The following is a 15,496-nucleotide window of genomic DNA, read 5'->3' as shown; positions in this document are numbered from 1 at the left end:
CGGCATCACGCGCACATCGACACCGCCCCGCTGACCACCACCGTCAAGCGCTCGGGCAGCGTGCTCCCCCGCCGCTGACTTGACCTTGACACTAATGTCAGGGTTTACGGTCGTGGCATGTCTGGAGTCATAGTCATCGGGGTCGGACCCGGGATCGGCCTGGCGGTGGCCAAGCGATTCGTCCGGGAAGGAATGAGCGCCGGGTTGATCGCGCGCTCGGAGCAGACAGTGAAGGCTGCGGCCCACGCGCTCACGGGCGCCAAGGTCCTCGCGCTTACCGCGGACAGCACCGACGAGGCGGGGCTGCGGGCCGCGCTCGACCGGGTGATCGGAGAGCACGGCGCACCCGAGGTGGTCGTCTACAACGCGGGGCTCATCCAGGCCGACGCGGTCGGCGACCTGACCGCTCAGCAACAACTGGACGCGTGGGCGGTCAACGTGGTCGGTGCGATCACCACCGCGGCGCATGTCGTGCCGGCGATGGTCGACCGCGGCACCGGCACCTTCATCATCACCGGCGGGATGCCCGAGCCGAAGCCGGCGTACGTCAGCCTGTCGCTCGGGAAGGCCGGCGTCCGAGCGCTCGTGACGCTCCTCGACCAGCAGTACGGCGCCGCCGGCATCCACGCGGCGACCGTCACCGTGGTCGACGCCGTTGCTCCTGGCACCCGCTGGGACCCGGACGACATCGCCGACCAGTACTGGCGTCTGCACACCCAGTCGCGCCCTGAGTGGGAGCACGAAGTCGAGTACTGAGTGGACTGCCGAAGGCGGCACGGAATGGCCCTGCCGAGCGGCGGTGGTGGCGGGGAGACTGTCTACTGTTCGCCACAGCTGAGGATGTGACCGATGTACGTGCCCGCGCACTTCGCCGCCGATGACGAAGCGGTTCAGGACCTCCTTGCCCATCACGGTGCCGCCGATCTGGTGACCATGACGACGGACGGGCTGGTGGCGACCATGCTGCCGTTCGTCTACGACCGGTCGAGGAACGTGCTGCTCGGGCACTTCGCGCGGAACAACGATCACTGGCGCCGGAGCGTGGTCGGTGACGCGCTGGTGATCATGCGCGGGCCGGACGCCTACGTCTCGCCGACCTGGTACGCCTCCAAGCGGGAGCACGGCCGGGTCGTGCCGACGTGGAACTACGTCACCGCGCACGTGTACGGAACGATGACCGTGCACGACGATCCGGCGTGGGTCGCGGACGTCGTCCGGCGGTTGTCGGATCACCACGAGGCGACCCGGGCGGAGCCGTGGTCGGTGGACGATGCGCCGGAGAAGTTCGTCAGCGGGCAACTGCGGGCCATCGTTGGCGTCGAGATCGCGATCAGCCGGATCGAGGCGAAGGTCAAGCTCAGCCAGAACAGGCCCGAAGCCGACATCGACGGGGTGATCGAGGGGCTCCGCGCGGACGGCGACGACCGGACCGCGGCCGCAGTCGCCCAGCACCGACGGTGAATCAGAGCAGGCGCTGGATCAGAGGAAGCCCCGTCTGAACGACTCTGCGACGGCGGAGGCGCGGTCGGGGACCTCGAGCTTGGCGTAGATGTTCAGCAGATGGGGCGTCACACCGACGCGGGTCGCCTCCGCGTACTTCGCCACGTTTGTCAGCGCCTCCTGGGTCGCACGGAGCAGAGCGGCCTCGGCCTCGGGCGTCATCACCCGCGGGGACCCGGTCGTCGTCAGTTGTACGGCGATGCCGTGCAGAGCGGACCAGCGCCGTACGACGTCGGCGATCGCCTCACTCAAGGTCGCCGCCTGCAAGGGCTGTGGACGGAGAGCGTGGACCGAACGCCGCGCTTCGGTCAGACTCTCCCGCGCCAGACCGACCGCGGCCGTCACGTGCCGGCGCCAGTCGGTGGAGTGCTCGGCCGCCTGCAGTTGGGTGACGATCCCGGTCAAGCCCTGCGCGAGGGTGTCGTGGATCTCGCGGGCCATCCGCCGCCGCTCGTCGTGGACGCCGGCCTCGCGCGCTTGGGTGACGAGCTGGTCGTGCAGGGTCGCGTTCTCGGCCAGGGTCGCCTCGAGACGGCGGTTCGTCTCGGTGAGCTCGTCGACCGCGCGGCTCGGAGCGTTTGATCAGGACGGTGATCGCGGTCAGGAAGGCGAGCAGCACGTACGGCGCCACGGTCAACCGCACCGGCCAGACCCGCTCGCTCTCATCCCAACTCCTCGTCGTCGTCCTGCTCACCGCCCAGTGAACACCGAGCGCAAATGCCGCCCGTTCACCAACAAGGCGACACCGAGAAGCAGCAGCCCGCAGATCGCCTGCTCACATTTCATCCAGAGCGGGAAGGTGCCCGGCAACGCGATGATCACCACGATCGCGACCAGCATGATCGCCGACACCAGCCGCAGCCGCAGGAACCCCTTCCGGGATCCGCGGGCGGCCCGGCGGGCGAACGCGAACGTGAGCAGCGCGCTGGCCACCACGATCGTCCCGCGGGTCCAGACCGCGTCGTTGACCGCCGCCGCGTCGTTGCGCAGGGCAATGATGGCGACCAGCGTCAGCACGCTGACGGCGAGGTAGGCGCCGACGAGTAGTTGCACGCTACGCAACGCTCCGACGCTCCGGGGGTGCTGCACGTCGACCATGGATGACATCTCAGAACTCCTTTGTTGTGATCTCGGCACCTCTTCACTGTCGCGATCCCGGCCCCACCCGCACATCGCCCGCCCGGCTCTACCCGGCCCTCGTCCGGTGGATCACCTACTCCACCGATCGGTGGAGGCATGCAAAAGATCGTTGCCCTGAGCACCTTCCTTCTGTGACAGTTTGTGCACGGATTGTCACGGACTGTTTGCGGGTGCGTGCAGATGTCCGGACAAGCCTGGCGGCGGTGGGAGCCGACGGCAGATCGTCTTGTGAGGAAGCGAAATCGACGAGGAAAGAGATCGAGTCAGCCGGTCGACCACGGGAGGGTCCGGACGCGTGCTCGAGACTTATCGCGGCATCCCACACCTACTGGACACCTGGCTCGTGCTCACCGGCATGACCCTGCCGATCGCCATCTCGTCGCTGCGCCGCCCGGGCGACCTGGTCCCGCGGCTGGCGGCGTTCTGCCTGCCGGCGGCCGTCGCGCTGGTACTCGCGGCCACCCTCAGCCCGACCGCTCACCGGCTGGGTCAGATCGGCCAATGTGGCACGCACCTGACCACCACCGGCGGACTGACCCCACTCCAGGGCCTGCTCAACGTCCTGCTGTTCGTCCCGGCCGCGGGCATGCTCACGCTGGCCAGCGGCCGCCCGGCCGACGGGATCGCCGCCGGGATCGGGATGTCGGCCGCGGTCGAGGCGGTCCAGGCGCTGATCCCGCAGCTCGGCAGGTCGTGCCAGTTGCACGACCTGATCGCGAACTCGATCGGCGCGTTCTGCGGGGTGGGCGTGGCCGCCGGCCTGCAGAACATCACCCGCAGCCGTCGGCTGGTCGCGGGTCCGTACGTCGTCGAGCACTCCGCGATGCTCGTCCTACGATCCCGGCAGGCGGCCCGGCATCGCCGCGGCCGGTCGGTCCCCGTCCTGAGACCTGCCCCGAAGCCGGCCAACGGGTTACGTCCGGTGGCCCGGACGCGATGAGCTGTCCCAATATGTACTGACGCGATGAGCTGTCCCAATCTGTACTGCACGGTGAGATGTCACAGAACGGACACAGAGTTATCCGGATAGTTATCCACAGCCTGTGGATAAAACGGGGGATGACGGTCCGGCTACGCGGAGATATCCACAGGCTGGTCTCTCAAGGGCGGACGTCGAGGCCCAGCGTGGCCGCGACGACCATCGCCTGGGTGACGTCGATCCGCGCATCCCTCAGGACGACGGTCAGTGGATCGAGCGTCGAGAGGTCGGATCCGCGCAGGTCGGCGCCGGTGAAGTCGGCCCGCTGCAGCGACGCACCGGACAGGTCGAGGTCGCGCAGCACCGCCTTCGCCGCCCGGATGCCGGTCAGCTCCGCCTCGCGCAGCTTCACCCCGGTGAACTCGGTCCCCTTCAGATCCGCGCCCGGGAGACCGGTGAACGACCAGTCGCCACCGGACACCTTCAGCAGGTTGTAGGTGCAGTCGTCGAAGTAGCTGCCGACCAGCTTGCACCGGGTGAATGTGGTGTCGAACAGCGAGCAGCGCACGAAGGTGCAGTTCACGAACGCGGCGTCGGTGTGGGTCGAGGCGTTGAACCGGACCCCGCGGAACGTGCACTCCTCGAAGATCCCGCCGCGGTTGTCCACCTCGGTCAGGTCGGAGTCGATGAACAGCACCCGGCGGTACGTCTGCCCGGACGGGTCGGCGTCGTCCCAGTCGCGGATCGTCGACTCGGTCGGCGCTCCCGGTCGCGCACGGTCGGCCATGACTGCTCCCTCGATCGGTGCCAGGAGTCTCTACCCTGCCATCCGAGACCGACAGCGTCGTACACGAGTTGTGATCGGTACGACGGAGAACGGTAGGCGGACCGACAACTAGGGGCCGCACGATGGAGGGGTGACCGGAACTGAGCGGGTGATGGTGTTCGGCGCGGGAGGCTTCCTCGGCGCCAGGATCTGCGCGCTGCTCGCCGACCGCGGGGTCGAGTACCGCGGGATGAGCCGGAGCCGGGGCGAGCCGTTCCGGCTGTGCGACCTGGCCTCGATGCACCCCTACGCCCTGGACACCCAGATCGGCCTGTACAAACCGACCGTGATCGTCAACGCCGCCGGCGCCACGCTCGGCACACCGGCCGACCTGGTCCGGGCGAATGTGATCGCCGTCGAGGCTCTGCTCGCCTCGGCCCGCGACAACGCCGGCCACGCCCGCTTCGTCCAGCTCGGCTCGGCGGCCGAGTACGGCGGCGGGCCGCACGGCACCAGCCAGGACGAGCAGACCGAACCCCACCCGGCGGGCCCGTACGGAACCACCAAGCTGGCCGGATCCGAGCTCGTCCTGCGCGCCCAGCGGAACGGCGCGGATGCCGTCGTACTCCGGATCTTCGACGTGATCGGACCCGGCGCGCCCGAGAGCACGCTGACCGGCCGCGTGATCCGGGATCTCCGCTCCCGGCAGTTGATCGAGGTCGGCTCGCTCGACGTGTGGCGGGACTTCGTCGACGCTCGCGATGTCGCCGAGGCCGTGCTCGCGGTGGCCCTCGCGGACGCGAAGCCGCCACCGGTCCTGAACGTCGGCACCGGGCGGGCGACCCTCGCCCGGGATGTCGCCGGTCAGCTGTTCGAGCTGAGCGGCCAGCCGGCGAAGATCGTGGAGGAGGGTGATCCGGGGGTGAGCTGGCAGCAGGCGGACGTGAATCTGATCGGCAAACAGCTCGGGTGGTCGCCGAAGATCTCCCTCGAGCAATCACTGGCCGACAGCTGGTCACGCCATACATAGGACACTGGACCGGTGGAGATCCGCTCGCTCAGCCTGCCCGCGCCGGACCGGCGACCGCCCGCGGTGAACGAGGATCTGGTCTTGACCGGACCCGACTTCGTCGTCGTTCTTGACGGAGCCACCGCCCCGAATGGTGTGGACTCCGGCTGCCGCCACTCCGTCGCTTGGCTGGTCGCCCAGCTCGCGACCCAGCTCGCGCCGCCGCTCCTCTCCCACTCGTCGGCGTCACTCGCCGACCTCCTGGCCGACGCGATCACCGCGGTCCGGACGGCACACGCCGGCACCTGCGACGTCACCAACCCGGACAGCCCGTCATCCACCGTCGCGATGCTCCGACTCCAACCGGACCACGTCGAGCACCTGGTCCTGGCCGACTCGCCCATCGTCACGCGATCAAGCGGTGGATCCGTGGTCGTGCACAGCGACGATCGGATCGACCTTGTGCCCGAATACACCTTCGAATCCGTCCGTCGGCTCCGCAACCAACCGGGCGGCTTCTGGGTCGCGAGCACCGAACCCAAGGCCGCCTACGAAGCAGTGACCGGTACGACGGATCGCGCTGACATCGACGTGATCGCCGTACTGACCGACGGTGCGTCCCGCTACGTCGAGCGCTACGGGCACACCTGGGGCGACCTTCTCGACGTCCTCACCACGGATGGTCTGCCCGAGTTGGTCGCCCGGGTCTGGGCACACGACGAGGCCGCGCACCCGGACACCTTCCGCGGGAAGCGGTACGACGACGCGAGCGTCGTACTCTGCCGCCCTTAGGACCGCGGGCCGTAGGACGGGAAGGTCGGGCCGGGGTTGTTGTAGCGGGGTGCGTACTGCGGTGGCTCCGGCGGCGGCGCGTCGTCGGTGACGCGCGGAACGGTCACTCGGTCCTGCTGCCACTGCGTGACCTGGAGCAGCAGGAGCGACGCGGCGGCCGCGGCGGCGATGAGTAGCACGGTCGCGACGGTGAAGCCGATGTTGACCGCGAGCGCGACCCGGACCATGAAGTCCTGCAGGTCGTAGATGTCGACGTAGTCCCCGGTCGCGTCGGCGGCGTCGGCCGCGTCGACCAGGCGGACGATCCACACGATGAAGCCGATGAACGCGATGCCACCACCGCCGATCAGGATCACCCAGAACCCGGTCCACGTCGCCCACCACCCGTACAGCAGCGTGCGCATCCGGCCGGTCCGGGCCACGCCTGGCTGCTCGGGCGGCTCGCTAGCCGTGGCGACGTCCTCGACGACCTGCAACGGGTACCAGAACTGCACGATCGGGCAGAACCACGAGCCGACGACCCAGCCCTGCACGCGCCGATGCAGAACACGGCCCGGCTCGGGCGGCGGAACCGGTCGTGGCGCCAGCGACGAGTGCAGGAACTCGGTGTTCTCGCGCGCTTGCCACAGCCAGATCAGGAAGGCGACCGCCGTGCCCATCAACAGGTAGCTGACCAGGTTGAGTAGCGGCCCGGTGCCGGAGACCGACTCGATGCCGCGGTCGATCTCCTCCTCGGACAGCAGCCCGTACACGAATCGCTTGACGTCGTCGTAGGAGCTCCAGAGCAGCGCGGACTGGACCACTGCGGTCACCGCGGTCAGCCCCATCAGCACGATGCTGACCAGCGCGAGCTTCCGCAGCGGTCGATACCGCGGCGGAATCGGCGCCGGCTGGTACGGCATCGGCCGGTACGGCCCAGGCCCCTGGTACGGCGCTGGTCCCGGATATGGCTCCTGATACGGCTGCGTCACCTGTCCACCTCCCCGCAGCCAAGTTAGCCCACGCTGCGGAGCGGTCAACCCGTTACCCACAGGTCAAAACCTGCGATCACACCGCGGCGAACGCCTCCCGGACCGCGGGCAGCGCCAGCTCGCGATCCACGGCCGACAATCCGATGCGGGTCCGCCGGTCCAGAACGTCGTCCTCCGTCAGCGCCCCCTCGTGCCGGACGGCGAACAACAGCTCGGCGTACGTCGTCCGCAGACCCGGCGCAACCGGTTGGGTCAGTGACGGTGGTCCCGCGATCACCTCGGGCGCCTCCACGCCGTACCGCTGCACGAACCGTGCCGGCGCCCGCACCGCCGCGAGCCGGACCCGATCGGCCGCACCGACCAACGGAATGCGGTGCGTCAGGCAGGGACGTCGTACGTCGAGTGACGACTGGGCGAGCGCGGTGTCGAGCGCGTCCTGCGCCATCCGGCGGTAGGTGGTGAGCTTCCCGCCCACGATCGTCACCAGTCCGTCGGCCGTGGTGATCACGGCGTGCCGCCGGGAGATGTCAGCGGTCTTGTCCTCACCCTTGTGGTGGCCTGTGTCGAGCAGTGGACGGAGTCCGGCGTACGTACCGAGCAGGTCGTCCCGGGTCAGCGGCTCCTGGACGGCCGAGCTCATCGTGTTGAGGAGGAAGTCGATCTCGGCCTCGGTCGCCTGCGGTACGTCGCTCACCGGTCCGGGCGCGTCCTCGTCGGTGAGACCGACGTACACCCGGTCGTCCGGGGCGGGGATCGCCATCACCACGCGGCGCAGCTGACCCGGCACCGGCACGGTGAGGACAGCGGACAACCCGCCGAACACGGACTGCGGCAGCACCAGGTGCGTGCCCCGGCTAGGCCGGAGTTTGATGCCTGCGGCAACTTGGCCGGCCCAGATCCCGGCCGCGTTGATGACCATTTTCGCGTCCACCTGCAGACGGTGGCCGGTCAGCTGGTCGACCAGGACCGCGCCGTGTCCCGTGACCTCCGTGGCGGCAACCCGGGTGAGGATGCGGGCGCCGTACTGCGCCGCGGTCCGGGCGATCGCGATCACCAGCCGGGCGTCGTCGTACAACTGGCCGTCCCAGGTCAGGAACCCGCCGCGCAGACCCTCGGGCCGCAGCGTCGGCGCGTAGCGGAGGATCTCGGCCGAGCTGACCCGGCGCGAGTGCGGCAGGTAGTCGTCGCTGGTCCGCGCGAACGTGCGCAGGATGTCGCCGCCGAGGAACGCCGAGCGCAGCATGGCGGCCTCCGCGAACTTTGCCTGCGGCAACCATGGCGCGACCTGCGGGATCGGATGGACCAGGTGCGGCGCGGTCGTCTTCATCAGGATGCCGCGCTCGACGGCGCTCTCGTACGCGATTCCGACGTGACCGGACGCCAGGTAGCGCAGGCCGCCGTGCACGAGCTTCGAGCTCCAGCGGCTGGTGCCGAACGCGAGGTCGTGCTTCTCGACCAGGGCAACGGTCAGGCCGCGAGCGGCCGCGTCCAGCGCGACGCCGGCGCCGGTGACCCCGCCTCCGATGACCAGCACGTCGACCGCGCCGACCGTGTCGAGCCAGTCCAGCTCGCGGGTCCGGCGGGCCGCGTTGAGGCTGGCGTTGCCCAGGCTCCTCAAGACCTTCCCCGCCCCACCGCCCCGGTCGGTCATGGCGTCAGGTACCTGGTGAGCATGTCGCGCAGCTCCTCGTCGAGCTTGGGGAACTCATCGGGAGACGCCATCACAGGCCCGGACACCGCCGAGGCGAGCGAGACGAGGATGATCTGCCGGGCCAGCCAGACCGGGTCGCCGGTCCGGATCGAGCCGTCGGTCTGACCGGCCTTGATGCCCTCCTCGACCAGCGCCAGGTGCGCGACCGTGCTGCTGCCGCGGCGCTCGAGCAGGTACGGCGTGAGGAACTCGGGGTCGAGCTCGATGATCTTGCGCATCAGCGGGTGGACGCGGGTCTTCGCCACCACCTCGACGACGCCCTCGACCAGCCGGGACCGACCGTCCGCGGCGTCCGGCTGGAACGCCGACACCAGCGCCGTGGTCCACTCCCGGGTCATCAGCGCGGCGACCACGGCCTGCACGTTCGGCCAGCGCCGGTACAGCGTCGCGCGGGAGACCTCCGCGTGCCGGGCGATGTCGGCCATCGTCATCCGGCGCATCCCGATCGCGAGCAGCAGCTCATAGGCCGCGTCGAGGATGCGCTCCTCGCCGATCGCGTTCGCCGGGGCCGGCCGTGCGCTGGTCTCGGACCCTGTTTCCTGCGCCGAGTCGCTGCTACGCTGAGACATCACACGTCAGAGTGTATCAGCGACTGTGGCGTCCCGGAACTGTCCGTGGGAGGTGGAAGCCAGGGGGTTCCACCTCCCACGGACGCTACCTCCCCGCCGCACCGAAAGGCAGCCCACGATGACCGAGTCGGACCTTCCGGTGGTGCAACTCACGCCCGGCCGTTGGGGCGACCCCGCCCACCCGGTCGACCTCCCCGCCGCGGCCGTCGACGCGCTCAAGCACCTAGGCGTACGACGTCCTGCACCAGCTCCGGTCGTGCCGGGGGCGGTCGTGCCGGGGGCGACCCCGGAGCAGCTCGCCTTCCTCACCGGGGTGGTCGGCGCCGAGCACGTCGCCTCCGACCTGGAGTCGCGGTGGGCGCACACCCGCGGCTACTCGACGACCGACCTGCTCCGTGATCGCGCCGGTGACACCTCGGACATGCCCGACGCCGTAGTCTGCCCGGCGACACATGACGAGGTGCTCGCTCTCCTCGCAGGCTGCGCCGAGCACGACCTGGCGGTCGTCCCGTACTCCGGTGGCACGTCGGTGGTCGGTGGACTCGCTCCGGATCGCCGCTTCGTCACCGTCGACCTCCGCCGGCTGGACCAGCTGCTCGAGCTCGACGAGGTGTCACGGACGGCGACGCTGCAGGCCGGCGTGCGGGGGCCGGCGGCCGAAGCTCTGCTCGCCGACCGCGGTTACACGCTCGGCCATTTCCCACAGTCCTACGAAGGCGCTTCGATCGGTGGGTACGCCGCCGCGCGGTCGAGCGGGCAGTCCTCGGCCGGGTACGGGCGCTTCGACCAGATGGTGGTCGGCCTGACGCTGGCCACGACGCGCGGCACCATCGAGCTCGGCCGGGCGCCGATGTCCGCGGCTGGACCGGATCTGCGGCAGCTCGTGCTCGGGTCGGAGGGTGCGTTCGGGATCATCACGTCCGTCGTCGTACGGATTCGGCCGCGACCGGTCGAGCGGCACTTCGAGGGCTGGCGGTTCGAGAACTTCGCGGCCGGTCTGACCGCGATCCGGCGACTGGCCCAGGACGGGCCGTTGCCGACCGTCCTGCGGTTGTCCGACGAGGCCGAGACGGCGGTGAACCTGGCCGATCCGGATGTGCTCGGCGGCGGGGCGAGCGGCGTACTGGCGATCGTCGGCTTCGACGGGCCGTACAACTCCGGCACCGCGGAGGTCCTGACCGCGGCCGGTGGGCAGAACCTCGGCGAGGGGCCGGGTGAGACCTGGCGAGTCGGCCGCTACCGGGCGCCGTACCTCCGCGATCCCTTGCTGGACGAGGGCGCTCTGGTCGAGACGTTGGAGACCGCCGCTTTCTGGTCTCGCATCCCGGCGTTGAAGGCCGCCGTGACCGAATCGCTGGTGAAGTCGCTGACCGAGCAAGGCACGCCGCCGCTGGTTCTCTGCCACGTCTCGCATGTCTACGAAACCGGCGCCTCTCTGTACTTCACCGTCATCTCCGCCCAAACCGACGAGCCCGTGCAGCAGTGGCGTACGGCGAAAGCCGCCGCCAGTCAGGCGATCGCGGCCGTGGGCGCGACGATCTCTCATCACCACGGCGTCGGCACCGACCATCGTGCGACCTACGCGGACGAGATCGGCCCGCTCGCGGTGGAAGCTCTTCAGGCGGTCAAGCACGTCCTCGACCCGCACGCCGTCCTCAACCCCGGGATCTTGCTGGAAGGCTCTTGACCTCAAGTCGGCTTGAGGTATGAGAGTGCGGACATGACTCCTGAACCCTCTGACCGACCTGTCGCTCTGATCACCGGTGCGTCCGCCGGCCTCGGGCTCGCGCTGGCCCACGGACTCGCTGACCGCGGCTGGGCGCTGGTGATCGATGCCCGCGGCGCCGAAGCCTTGAAGGACGCGGCCGACGCACTGGCGAGCCATACCGACGTGGTCCCGCTCGCGGGTGACATCACCGACCCCGATCACCGGGCCGACCTGGCCGACGCCGTGAGCGAGCTCGGTCGGCTCGACCTGCTGATCAACAACGCGAGCTATCTCGGGCCGAGTCCACTGCAGCCCTTAGGTGCGGCCGACCTCGACGAACTGCGGCGCGTCTACGAGGTCGACGTACTCGCACCGATCGCTCTGACCCAAGCACTGCTGCCGGCTCTCACCACCGCGTCCGGTGTGCTGCTCAACATCAGTTCCGACGCCGCGGTCGAGGCCTACGAGACCTGGGGTGGCTATGGCTCCGCCAAGGCTGCTCTGGATCACGCGACCCGCGTCTTCGGCGCTGAGCACCCGACGCTGGCTGTGTACGCCGTCGATCCGGGTGATCTGCGCACGGCGATGCACCAGGCCGCGTTCCCCGGTGAGGACATCTCGGACCGGCCTGAGCCGGCGACCGTCGTACCCGCGTTCCTGCAGTTGCTGGACAGTCGGCCGGATAGTGGTCGTTACCGGGCAGCGGAGTTCGCGCCGGCGGTGACGTCGTGAGGGTGCACCCCAACACCAGATTCGTCTTACCCGATTCACTGAACGCCACCGAACCACCGGAGGCCCGAGGGCTGTCGCGGGATCAGGTGAAGCTGCTGGTCGCGGAGGGGTCGACCGTCACGCACACCCGCTTCGACCGGATCGGTGCGCACCTCCGACCGGGGGACCTGCTGCTGGTGAACACATCCGGCACTCTGCCCGCGGCGATCGACGGCTCGTGGATCACCGGGGCCGGTGTGGCACCGGTGGTCGTGCACTTCTCTACCGCGCTCGATGACGGCACCTGGGTGATCGAGTTGCGCAACGGCGGCTCTCCGATGTTCGGCGGTACGGCGGGCGACCACGTGGAAGTGCCGGAAGGCGTACTGACACTGCTGTCGCCGTACCAACCGGGCTCCAACCGGCTGTGGCGTGCCAAGCCGCCAGTGAGCGATGTGCTCGGCTATCTCGAGCGGTACGGGCGTCCGATCAGTTACAAGTACGTCGGTCAGTGGTGGCCGCTGGCGTCGTACCAGACCGTCTTCGCCCGTGAGCCTGGCAGTGCGGAGATGCCCAGTGCGGCGCGGCCGTTCAGCTTCGAGCTGGTGAGCCACCTGGCGTCGCAGGGCGTACTGATCGCGCCGATCCTCTTGCACTGCGGGGTGTCATCGCTGGAGAGCCATGAACCACCTCTCCCCGAGCGGTACGACGTACCCGCGCACACGGCCCGGTTGGTGAACTGGGTGAAGTCCAACGGCGGCCGCGTGATCGCAGTCGGTACCACCGCGGTCCGGGCCATCGAGTCAGCCGTCACACCAGATGGCTCGGTCACCGCCGCGCACGGCTGGACCGACCTCGTTCTCGGGCCGGACCACCCCGTGCGCCTCGTCGATGGCCTCGTGACCGGCATGCATGCACCCGAGGCCTCGCATCTACTTCTTCTGGAGTCGGTCGTCGGAGGCAGCACGGTCCAGCGCGCCTACGACGCCGCTCTGGACGAGCACTACCTCTGGCACGAGTTCGGCGACAGCTGCCTGCTGCTTCGCTGACGGCGCCGGTCGATGTCCTTCGTTGCCGGGCCGCGCTCTCTTCTCCACCGCACGTGGACTCATCAAGCTGTCCTAACCACTGGGGTCCCCCGTCGGGACGTCACCTGATTAGACGAGGATCCATGCCCCGCTGTCATCCGCATTCATCGAACCGAGCGGAAATTGTGGCCTAGGCCGATTAGTTGCAGATTGAACCGTCAGGTGCGGGTCTTGTTGCGGCGGCGGTTGTTGATCTGGAGGTAGATCCAGGCCACGGCGGCGCCGGTGACGAAGCCGCCGAGGTGGCCCTGCCAGGAGATGCTGGGGACGACGAAGGACAGGACGGCGGTGATGGCGACGTAGCCGAGGATCCAGGTGATGTCGAGGCCGCGGGCGCGATGGAGAACCAGCAGCGCGCCGATCAGCCCGAGGACCGCGCCGGACGCGCCGAGCGTGGCCGAGCCGGGGGCGGACAGCAGCCACACCGCGACGCCGCCGCCGAGGGCGGACAGCAGGTAGAGGACCAGGAACCTCAGCCGGCCGAGCATCTGCTCCAGCGGCGGGCCGAGCTGGTAGAGCATGAACAGGTTCGCGAAGATGTGGAAGATCTGCAGGTGGGTGAAGGCCGATGTGAGCAGCCGCCACGGCTCGCTGTCCACCAGTACCGGGACCAGGACGAGATCGTTGACGATCCGGCTGCTGCCGGCCCGGACGGCGATGAAGACCAGCACGTTCATCGCCATCAGGCTGAGGGTGACGACCTGCGGGTTGCCGCGCTGGATGCCGCCGAGCGACGTCCGGGTCCGCGGGACCGACTTCACACCCTCGTTGAAGCAGTTCGGGCACTGGAAGCCGACGGCGGCGCTGTTCATGCAGGACGGGCAGATCGGCCGGTCACAGCGCTGGCAGCGCACCCCGGCGGGCCGATCCGGGTGCCGGTAGCAGACGGTGTCGGTCACGCGGGTGCGTCCTCCTGGACATGCGGGGCCGAGCCGCGTCGGCCCCGCGACAAGATCAGCTGTTCTTGCGCTCGATGACGACGTGGTTGACCAGGATCGGCTCGATCGGCCGGTCGCCGGGCGCGGTCTTCGCGGTCGCAATCGCGTCCACGACCTTCTTCGACTCGTCGTCGGCGACCTCGCCGAAGATCGTGTGCTTGCGGTTCAGGTGCGGCGTCGGCACGACGGTCACGAAGAACTGCGAGCCGTTGGTGCCGCGGCCGAACTGGATGCCCGCGTTCGCCATCGCCAGCAGGTACGGGCGGTCGAACTGCAGCTCCGGGTGGATCTCGTCGTCGAACGAGTAGCCCGGCGAGCCGGTGCCGGTGCCGAGCGGGCAGCCGCCCTGGATCATGAACCCGTCGATCACCCGGTGGAAGGTCAGGCCGTCGTAGAACGGCTTGGTGACGGTCTGCCCGGTCTGCGGGTCGGTCCACTCCTTGGTGCCCTCGGCCAGGCCGACGAAGTTGCTCACCGTCTTCGGTGCGTGGTTGGGGAACAGCCTGATGACGACATCGCCCTTCGTCGTCTGCAGGGTCGCGTACAGCTCTTCGGCCACGGGAGTACTCCTCATCGGTTACGGCTTACGCCCTCGATCCTGTCATGGGCGTCCAAGAAGACGTGCACAGGTGGGTGATGTGTGGGTTCGAAGAGGTGGGGCACAGGGTTATCGGCTCGTGACGTCGTACGATGCAGATGAAGCCGGATTTGTCCAGAGTCGTATCAGGAGCCCATGTCGCCGATGGGCGGGAATGCTGTCCGTCCTTCGGGGCGGTCGGCACCGAGGAGGGAACCGTGGGTTTGAGGAAGTCCAAGGGCCGGGTCGAGACCGCAAAGGACCGAGTCCGGCCACTCGCCGAAACGGCGTCGGAGAAGTTCGGACCGGCCGTCGGCCAGGTCCGTGACCACCTCGCGCCGGCCGTGGGCACCGCACGGGAGAAGGTGTCGCCGTACGCCGAGAAGGCCAAGGAGCGCGGCGCTCACTACGCGGGAGTCGCGGTCGAGAAGGCCAGCCCGGTGATCGACGACGCCCTCGCCAAGGTCGGCCCGGCTACCGAGCACGCGGCGGAGAAGGCCCGTGAGCGGTTCAACGACGACGTGCTGCCGAAGGTGACCGCCGCGCTGGCGTCGCTGGCGGCCGCCGCCGAGCCGGTCGTCGAGGAGACCTCACGCCGGGGCAAGGCCACCAAGGCCGCGCTCAAGGGTGAGCTCGAGGTACCGCAGAAGAAGAGCCACCGGCTCCGCAAGGTCGTGCTGTTCCTGGGCTTCGGTGCCCTGGCCGCGGCAGCGGTGAAGAAGCTGCTGACCCCGCCGGAGCCGGCCTGGCAGTCGACCCCGACCAGCGGTCGCGACTACAGCTCCGCCCCGGCCGGTGCGACCGCACGCCCGGAGACCCCGTCGGCCAACGGCAAGACGGAGTCCAACGGCAAGACCGAGTCCGCGAAAACCGACAGCCCGAAGACCGACACCGCCAAGGCGGAGGCGCCAAAGGCCGAGACGCCCGGGGCCGCCGCCAAGGACGGCGAAGTGAAGGCCGGCACGAGCGCGAACGGCCCGGCCGCGAAGAAGACCACCACCACCCGGAAGTCGACAGGCTCGAGCGAGTCAAAGCCGACCGACTCCTGACCGCAGCACCCGGTAACAGCACCGCAATGGCGAAGGCCGCGAACCCCG

18 protein-coding genes are annotated in these 15,496 nt (G+C 69.2%); 10 read left to right on the top strand and 8 right to left on the bottom strand.

What is annotated here, in order from left to right; genetic code table 11:
• Positions 1-117 precede the first annotated feature (117 nt).
• Positions 118-756 carry an SDR family NAD(P)-dependent oxidoreductase gene (locus ACZ3HV_RS06185; RefSeq protein WP_465681444.1) on the top strand — a complete coding sequence of 213 codons (639 nt, stop codon included), beginning with the start codon at positions 118-120 and terminating at the stop codon, positions 754-756.
• 93 nt (positions 757-849) lie between these two features.
• Complete coding sequence (locus tag ACZ3HV_RS06180) at positions 850-1,461, top strand: FMN-binding negative transcriptional regulator (protein ID WP_465681442.1); 612 nt, start codon at positions 850-852, stop codon at positions 1,459-1,461.
• An 18-nt stretch (positions 1,462-1,479) separates the two neighbouring features.
• On the opposite strand, the gene ACZ3HV_RS06175 is transcribed toward ACZ3HV_RS06180, so the two are convergent.
• Positions 1,480-1,941, bottom strand: coding sequence for a histidine kinase (locus tag ACZ3HV_RS06175; protein WP_465681440.1), 462 nt, complete (start codon positions 1,939-1,941; stop codon positions 1,480-1,482).
• Here ACZ3HV_RS06175 and ACZ3HV_RS06170 point away from each other — a divergent pair.
• Positions 1,924-2,082 carry a hypothetical protein gene (locus ACZ3HV_RS06170; RefSeq protein ID WP_465681438.1) on the top strand — a complete coding sequence of 53 codons (159 nt, stop codon included), beginning with the start codon at positions 1,924-1,926 and terminating at the stop codon, positions 2,080-2,082. The two genes, ACZ3HV_RS06175 and ACZ3HV_RS06170, sit on opposite strands and share 18 nt — an antisense overlap.
• Positions 2,083-2,190: 108 nt before the next feature.
• On the opposite strand, the gene ACZ3HV_RS06165 is transcribed toward ACZ3HV_RS06170, so the two are convergent.
• Entirely contained in the window at positions 2,191-2,607 is a 417-nt protein-coding gene (locus ACZ3HV_RS06165; RefSeq protein WP_465681436.1) for a hypothetical protein, read from the bottom strand.
• Between the two features lie 328 nt (positions 2,608-2,935).
• On the opposite strand from ACZ3HV_RS06165, the gene ACZ3HV_RS06160 reads away from it, so the two are divergent.
• Positions 2,936-3,580, top strand: coding sequence for a VanZ family protein (locus ACZ3HV_RS06160; protein ID WP_465681434.1), 645 nt, complete (start codon positions 2,936-2,938; stop codon positions 3,578-3,580).
• A 160-nt stretch (positions 3,581-3,740) separates the two neighbouring features.
• On the opposite strand, the gene ACZ3HV_RS06155 is transcribed toward ACZ3HV_RS06160, so the two are convergent.
• Positions 3,741-4,346: a pentapeptide repeat-containing protein gene (locus ACZ3HV_RS06155; protein ID WP_360363502.1), complete on the bottom strand. Its 606-nt coding sequence runs from the start codon at positions 4,344-4,346 to the stop codon at positions 3,741-3,743.
• A gap of 130 nt (positions 4,347-4,476) precedes the next feature.
• Here ACZ3HV_RS06155 and ACZ3HV_RS06150 point away from each other — a divergent pair, with 130 nt between their 5' ends.
• Together ACZ3HV_RS06150 and ACZ3HV_RS06145 are read left to right on the top strand one after the other, a co-directional pair.
• Entirely contained in the window at positions 4,477-5,355 is an 879-nt protein-coding gene (locus ACZ3HV_RS06150; protein ID WP_465681432.1) for an NAD-dependent epimerase/dehydratase family protein, read from the top strand.
• A 12-nt stretch (positions 5,356-5,367) separates the two neighbouring features.
• Positions 5,368-6,126: a protein phosphatase 2C domain-containing protein gene (locus ACZ3HV_RS06145; RefSeq protein WP_465681430.1), complete on the top strand. Its 759-nt coding sequence runs from the start codon at positions 5,368-5,370 to the stop codon at positions 6,124-6,126.
• Here the strand turns inward: ACZ3HV_RS06145 and ACZ3HV_RS06140 are convergent.
• The 3 genes from ACZ3HV_RS06140 to ACZ3HV_RS06130 form a co-directional block, all read right to left on the bottom strand.
• Positions 6,123-7,097 carry a DUF4328 domain-containing protein gene (locus tag ACZ3HV_RS06140; protein WP_465681428.1) on the bottom strand — a complete coding sequence of 325 codons (975 nt, stop codon included), beginning with the start codon at positions 7,095-7,097 and terminating at the stop codon, positions 6,123-6,125. The two genes, ACZ3HV_RS06145 and ACZ3HV_RS06140, sit on opposite strands and share 4 nt — an antisense overlap.
• A gap of 76 nt (positions 7,098-7,173) precedes the next feature.
• Complete coding sequence (locus ACZ3HV_RS06135) at positions 7,174-8,748, bottom strand: glycerol-3-phosphate dehydrogenase/oxidase (protein WP_465681426.1); 1,575 nt, start codon at positions 8,746-8,748, stop codon at positions 7,174-7,176.
• Positions 8,745-9,377, bottom strand: a complete 633-nt coding sequence (locus ACZ3HV_RS06130; RefSeq protein ID WP_465681424.1) for a TetR/AcrR family transcriptional regulator — start codon at positions 9,375-9,377, stop codon at positions 8,745-8,747. Before ACZ3HV_RS06130 ends, ACZ3HV_RS06135 begins: the two co-directional genes overlap by 4 nt.
• Before the next feature lie 118 nt (positions 9,378-9,495).
• Between ACZ3HV_RS06130 and ACZ3HV_RS06125 the strand changes: the two genes are divergently transcribed.
• Genes ACZ3HV_RS06125 through ACZ3HV_RS06115 form a run of 3 tightly spaced genes read left to right on the top strand, consistent with a single transcriptional unit; the run spans position 9,496 to position 12,845 of the window.
• The gene (locus ACZ3HV_RS06125; protein WP_465681422.1) at positions 9,496-11,064 is read left to right on the top strand and encodes an FAD-binding oxidoreductase; all 1,569 of its coding nucleotides are present in this window, start codon (positions 9,496-9,498) and stop codon (positions 11,062-11,064) included.
• A gap of 33 nt (positions 11,065-11,097) precedes the next feature.
• The gene (locus ACZ3HV_RS06120; RefSeq protein ID WP_465681420.1) at positions 11,098-11,817 is read left to right on the top strand and encodes an SDR family NAD(P)-dependent oxidoreductase; all 720 of its coding nucleotides are present in this window, start codon (positions 11,098-11,100) and stop codon (positions 11,815-11,817) included.
• Positions 11,814-12,845 (top strand): S-adenosylmethionine:tRNA ribosyltransferase-isomerase, encoded by a 1,032-nt coding sequence (locus tag ACZ3HV_RS06115; RefSeq protein ID WP_465681418.1) that lies wholly within the window; start codon positions 11,814-11,816, stop codon positions 12,843-12,845. The genes ACZ3HV_RS06120 and ACZ3HV_RS06115 overlap by 4 nt, the downstream gene beginning before the upstream one ends.
• A 197-nt stretch (positions 12,846-13,042) precedes the next feature.
• Here ACZ3HV_RS06115 and ACZ3HV_RS06110 read toward each other — a convergent pair whose 3' ends face one another.
• Both ACZ3HV_RS06110 and ACZ3HV_RS06105 read right to left on the bottom strand, forming a co-directional pair.
• Positions 13,043-13,783: a rhomboid family intramembrane serine protease gene (locus ACZ3HV_RS06110; RefSeq protein ID WP_465681416.1), complete on the bottom strand. Its 741-nt coding sequence runs from the start codon at positions 13,781-13,783 to the stop codon at positions 13,043-13,045.
• A gap of 55 nt (positions 13,784-13,838) precedes the next feature.
• Entirely contained in the window at positions 13,839-14,396 is a 558-nt protein-coding gene (locus ACZ3HV_RS06105; protein ID WP_465681414.1) for a peptidylprolyl isomerase, read from the bottom strand.
• A 221-nt stretch (positions 14,397-14,617) separates the two neighbouring features.
• On the opposite strand from ACZ3HV_RS06105, the gene ACZ3HV_RS06100 reads away from it, so the two are divergent.
• Entirely contained in the window at positions 14,618-15,448 is an 831-nt protein-coding gene (locus tag ACZ3HV_RS06100) for a hypothetical protein (protein ID WP_465681412.1), read from the top strand.
• The last annotated feature ends 48 nt before the right edge of the window (positions 15,449-15,496 follow it).

The organism is Kribbella sp. NPDC020701, assembly GCF_055562215.1.
The sequence above is the reverse complement of the archived record's forward strand: the minus strand, read 5'-3'. Positions and strand labels throughout refer to the sequence as shown.

What these genes read in the sequence shown, in the direction of transcription:
- ACZ3HV_RS06185 (WP_465681444.1), top strand. Translation starts at nt 118, where the DNA reads ATGTCTGGAGTCATAGTCATCGGGGTCGGACCCGGGATCGGCCTGGCG.
- ACZ3HV_RS06180 (WP_465681442.1), top strand. Translation starts at nt 850, where the DNA reads ATGTACGTGCCCGCGCACTTCGCCGCCGATGACGAAGCGGTTCAGGAC.
- ACZ3HV_RS06175 (WP_465681440.1), bottom strand. Translation starts at nt 1,941, where the DNA reads ATGGCCCGCGAGATCCACGACACCCTCGCGCAGGGCTTGACCGGGATC.
- ACZ3HV_RS06165 (WP_465681436.1), bottom strand. Translation starts at nt 2,607, where the DNA reads ATGTCATCCATGGTCGACGTGCAGCACCCCCGGAGCGTCGGAGCGTTG.
- ACZ3HV_RS06155 (WP_360363502.1), bottom strand. Translation starts at nt 4,346, where the DNA reads ATGGCCGACCGTGCGCGACCGGGAGCGCCGACCGAGTCGACGATCCGC.
- ACZ3HV_RS06135 (WP_465681426.1), bottom strand. Translation starts at nt 8,748, where the DNA reads ATGACCGACCGGGGCGGTGGGGCGGGGAAGGTCTTGAGGAGCCTGGGC.
- ACZ3HV_RS06130 (WP_465681424.1), bottom strand. Translation starts at nt 9,377, where the DNA reads ATGTCTCAGCGTAGCAGCGACTCGGCGCAGGAAACAGGGTCCGAGACC.
- ACZ3HV_RS06125 (WP_465681422.1), top strand. Translation starts at nt 9,496, where the DNA reads ATGACCGAGTCGGACCTTCCGGTGGTGCAACTCACGCCCGGCCGTTGG.
- ACZ3HV_RS06120 (WP_465681420.1), top strand. Translation starts at nt 11,098, where the DNA reads ATGACTCCTGAACCCTCTGACCGACCTGTCGCTCTGATCACCGGTGCG.
- ACZ3HV_RS06105 (WP_465681414.1), bottom strand. Translation starts at nt 14,396, where the DNA reads ATGAGGAGTACTCCCGTGGCCGAAGAGCTGTACGCGACCCTGCAGACG.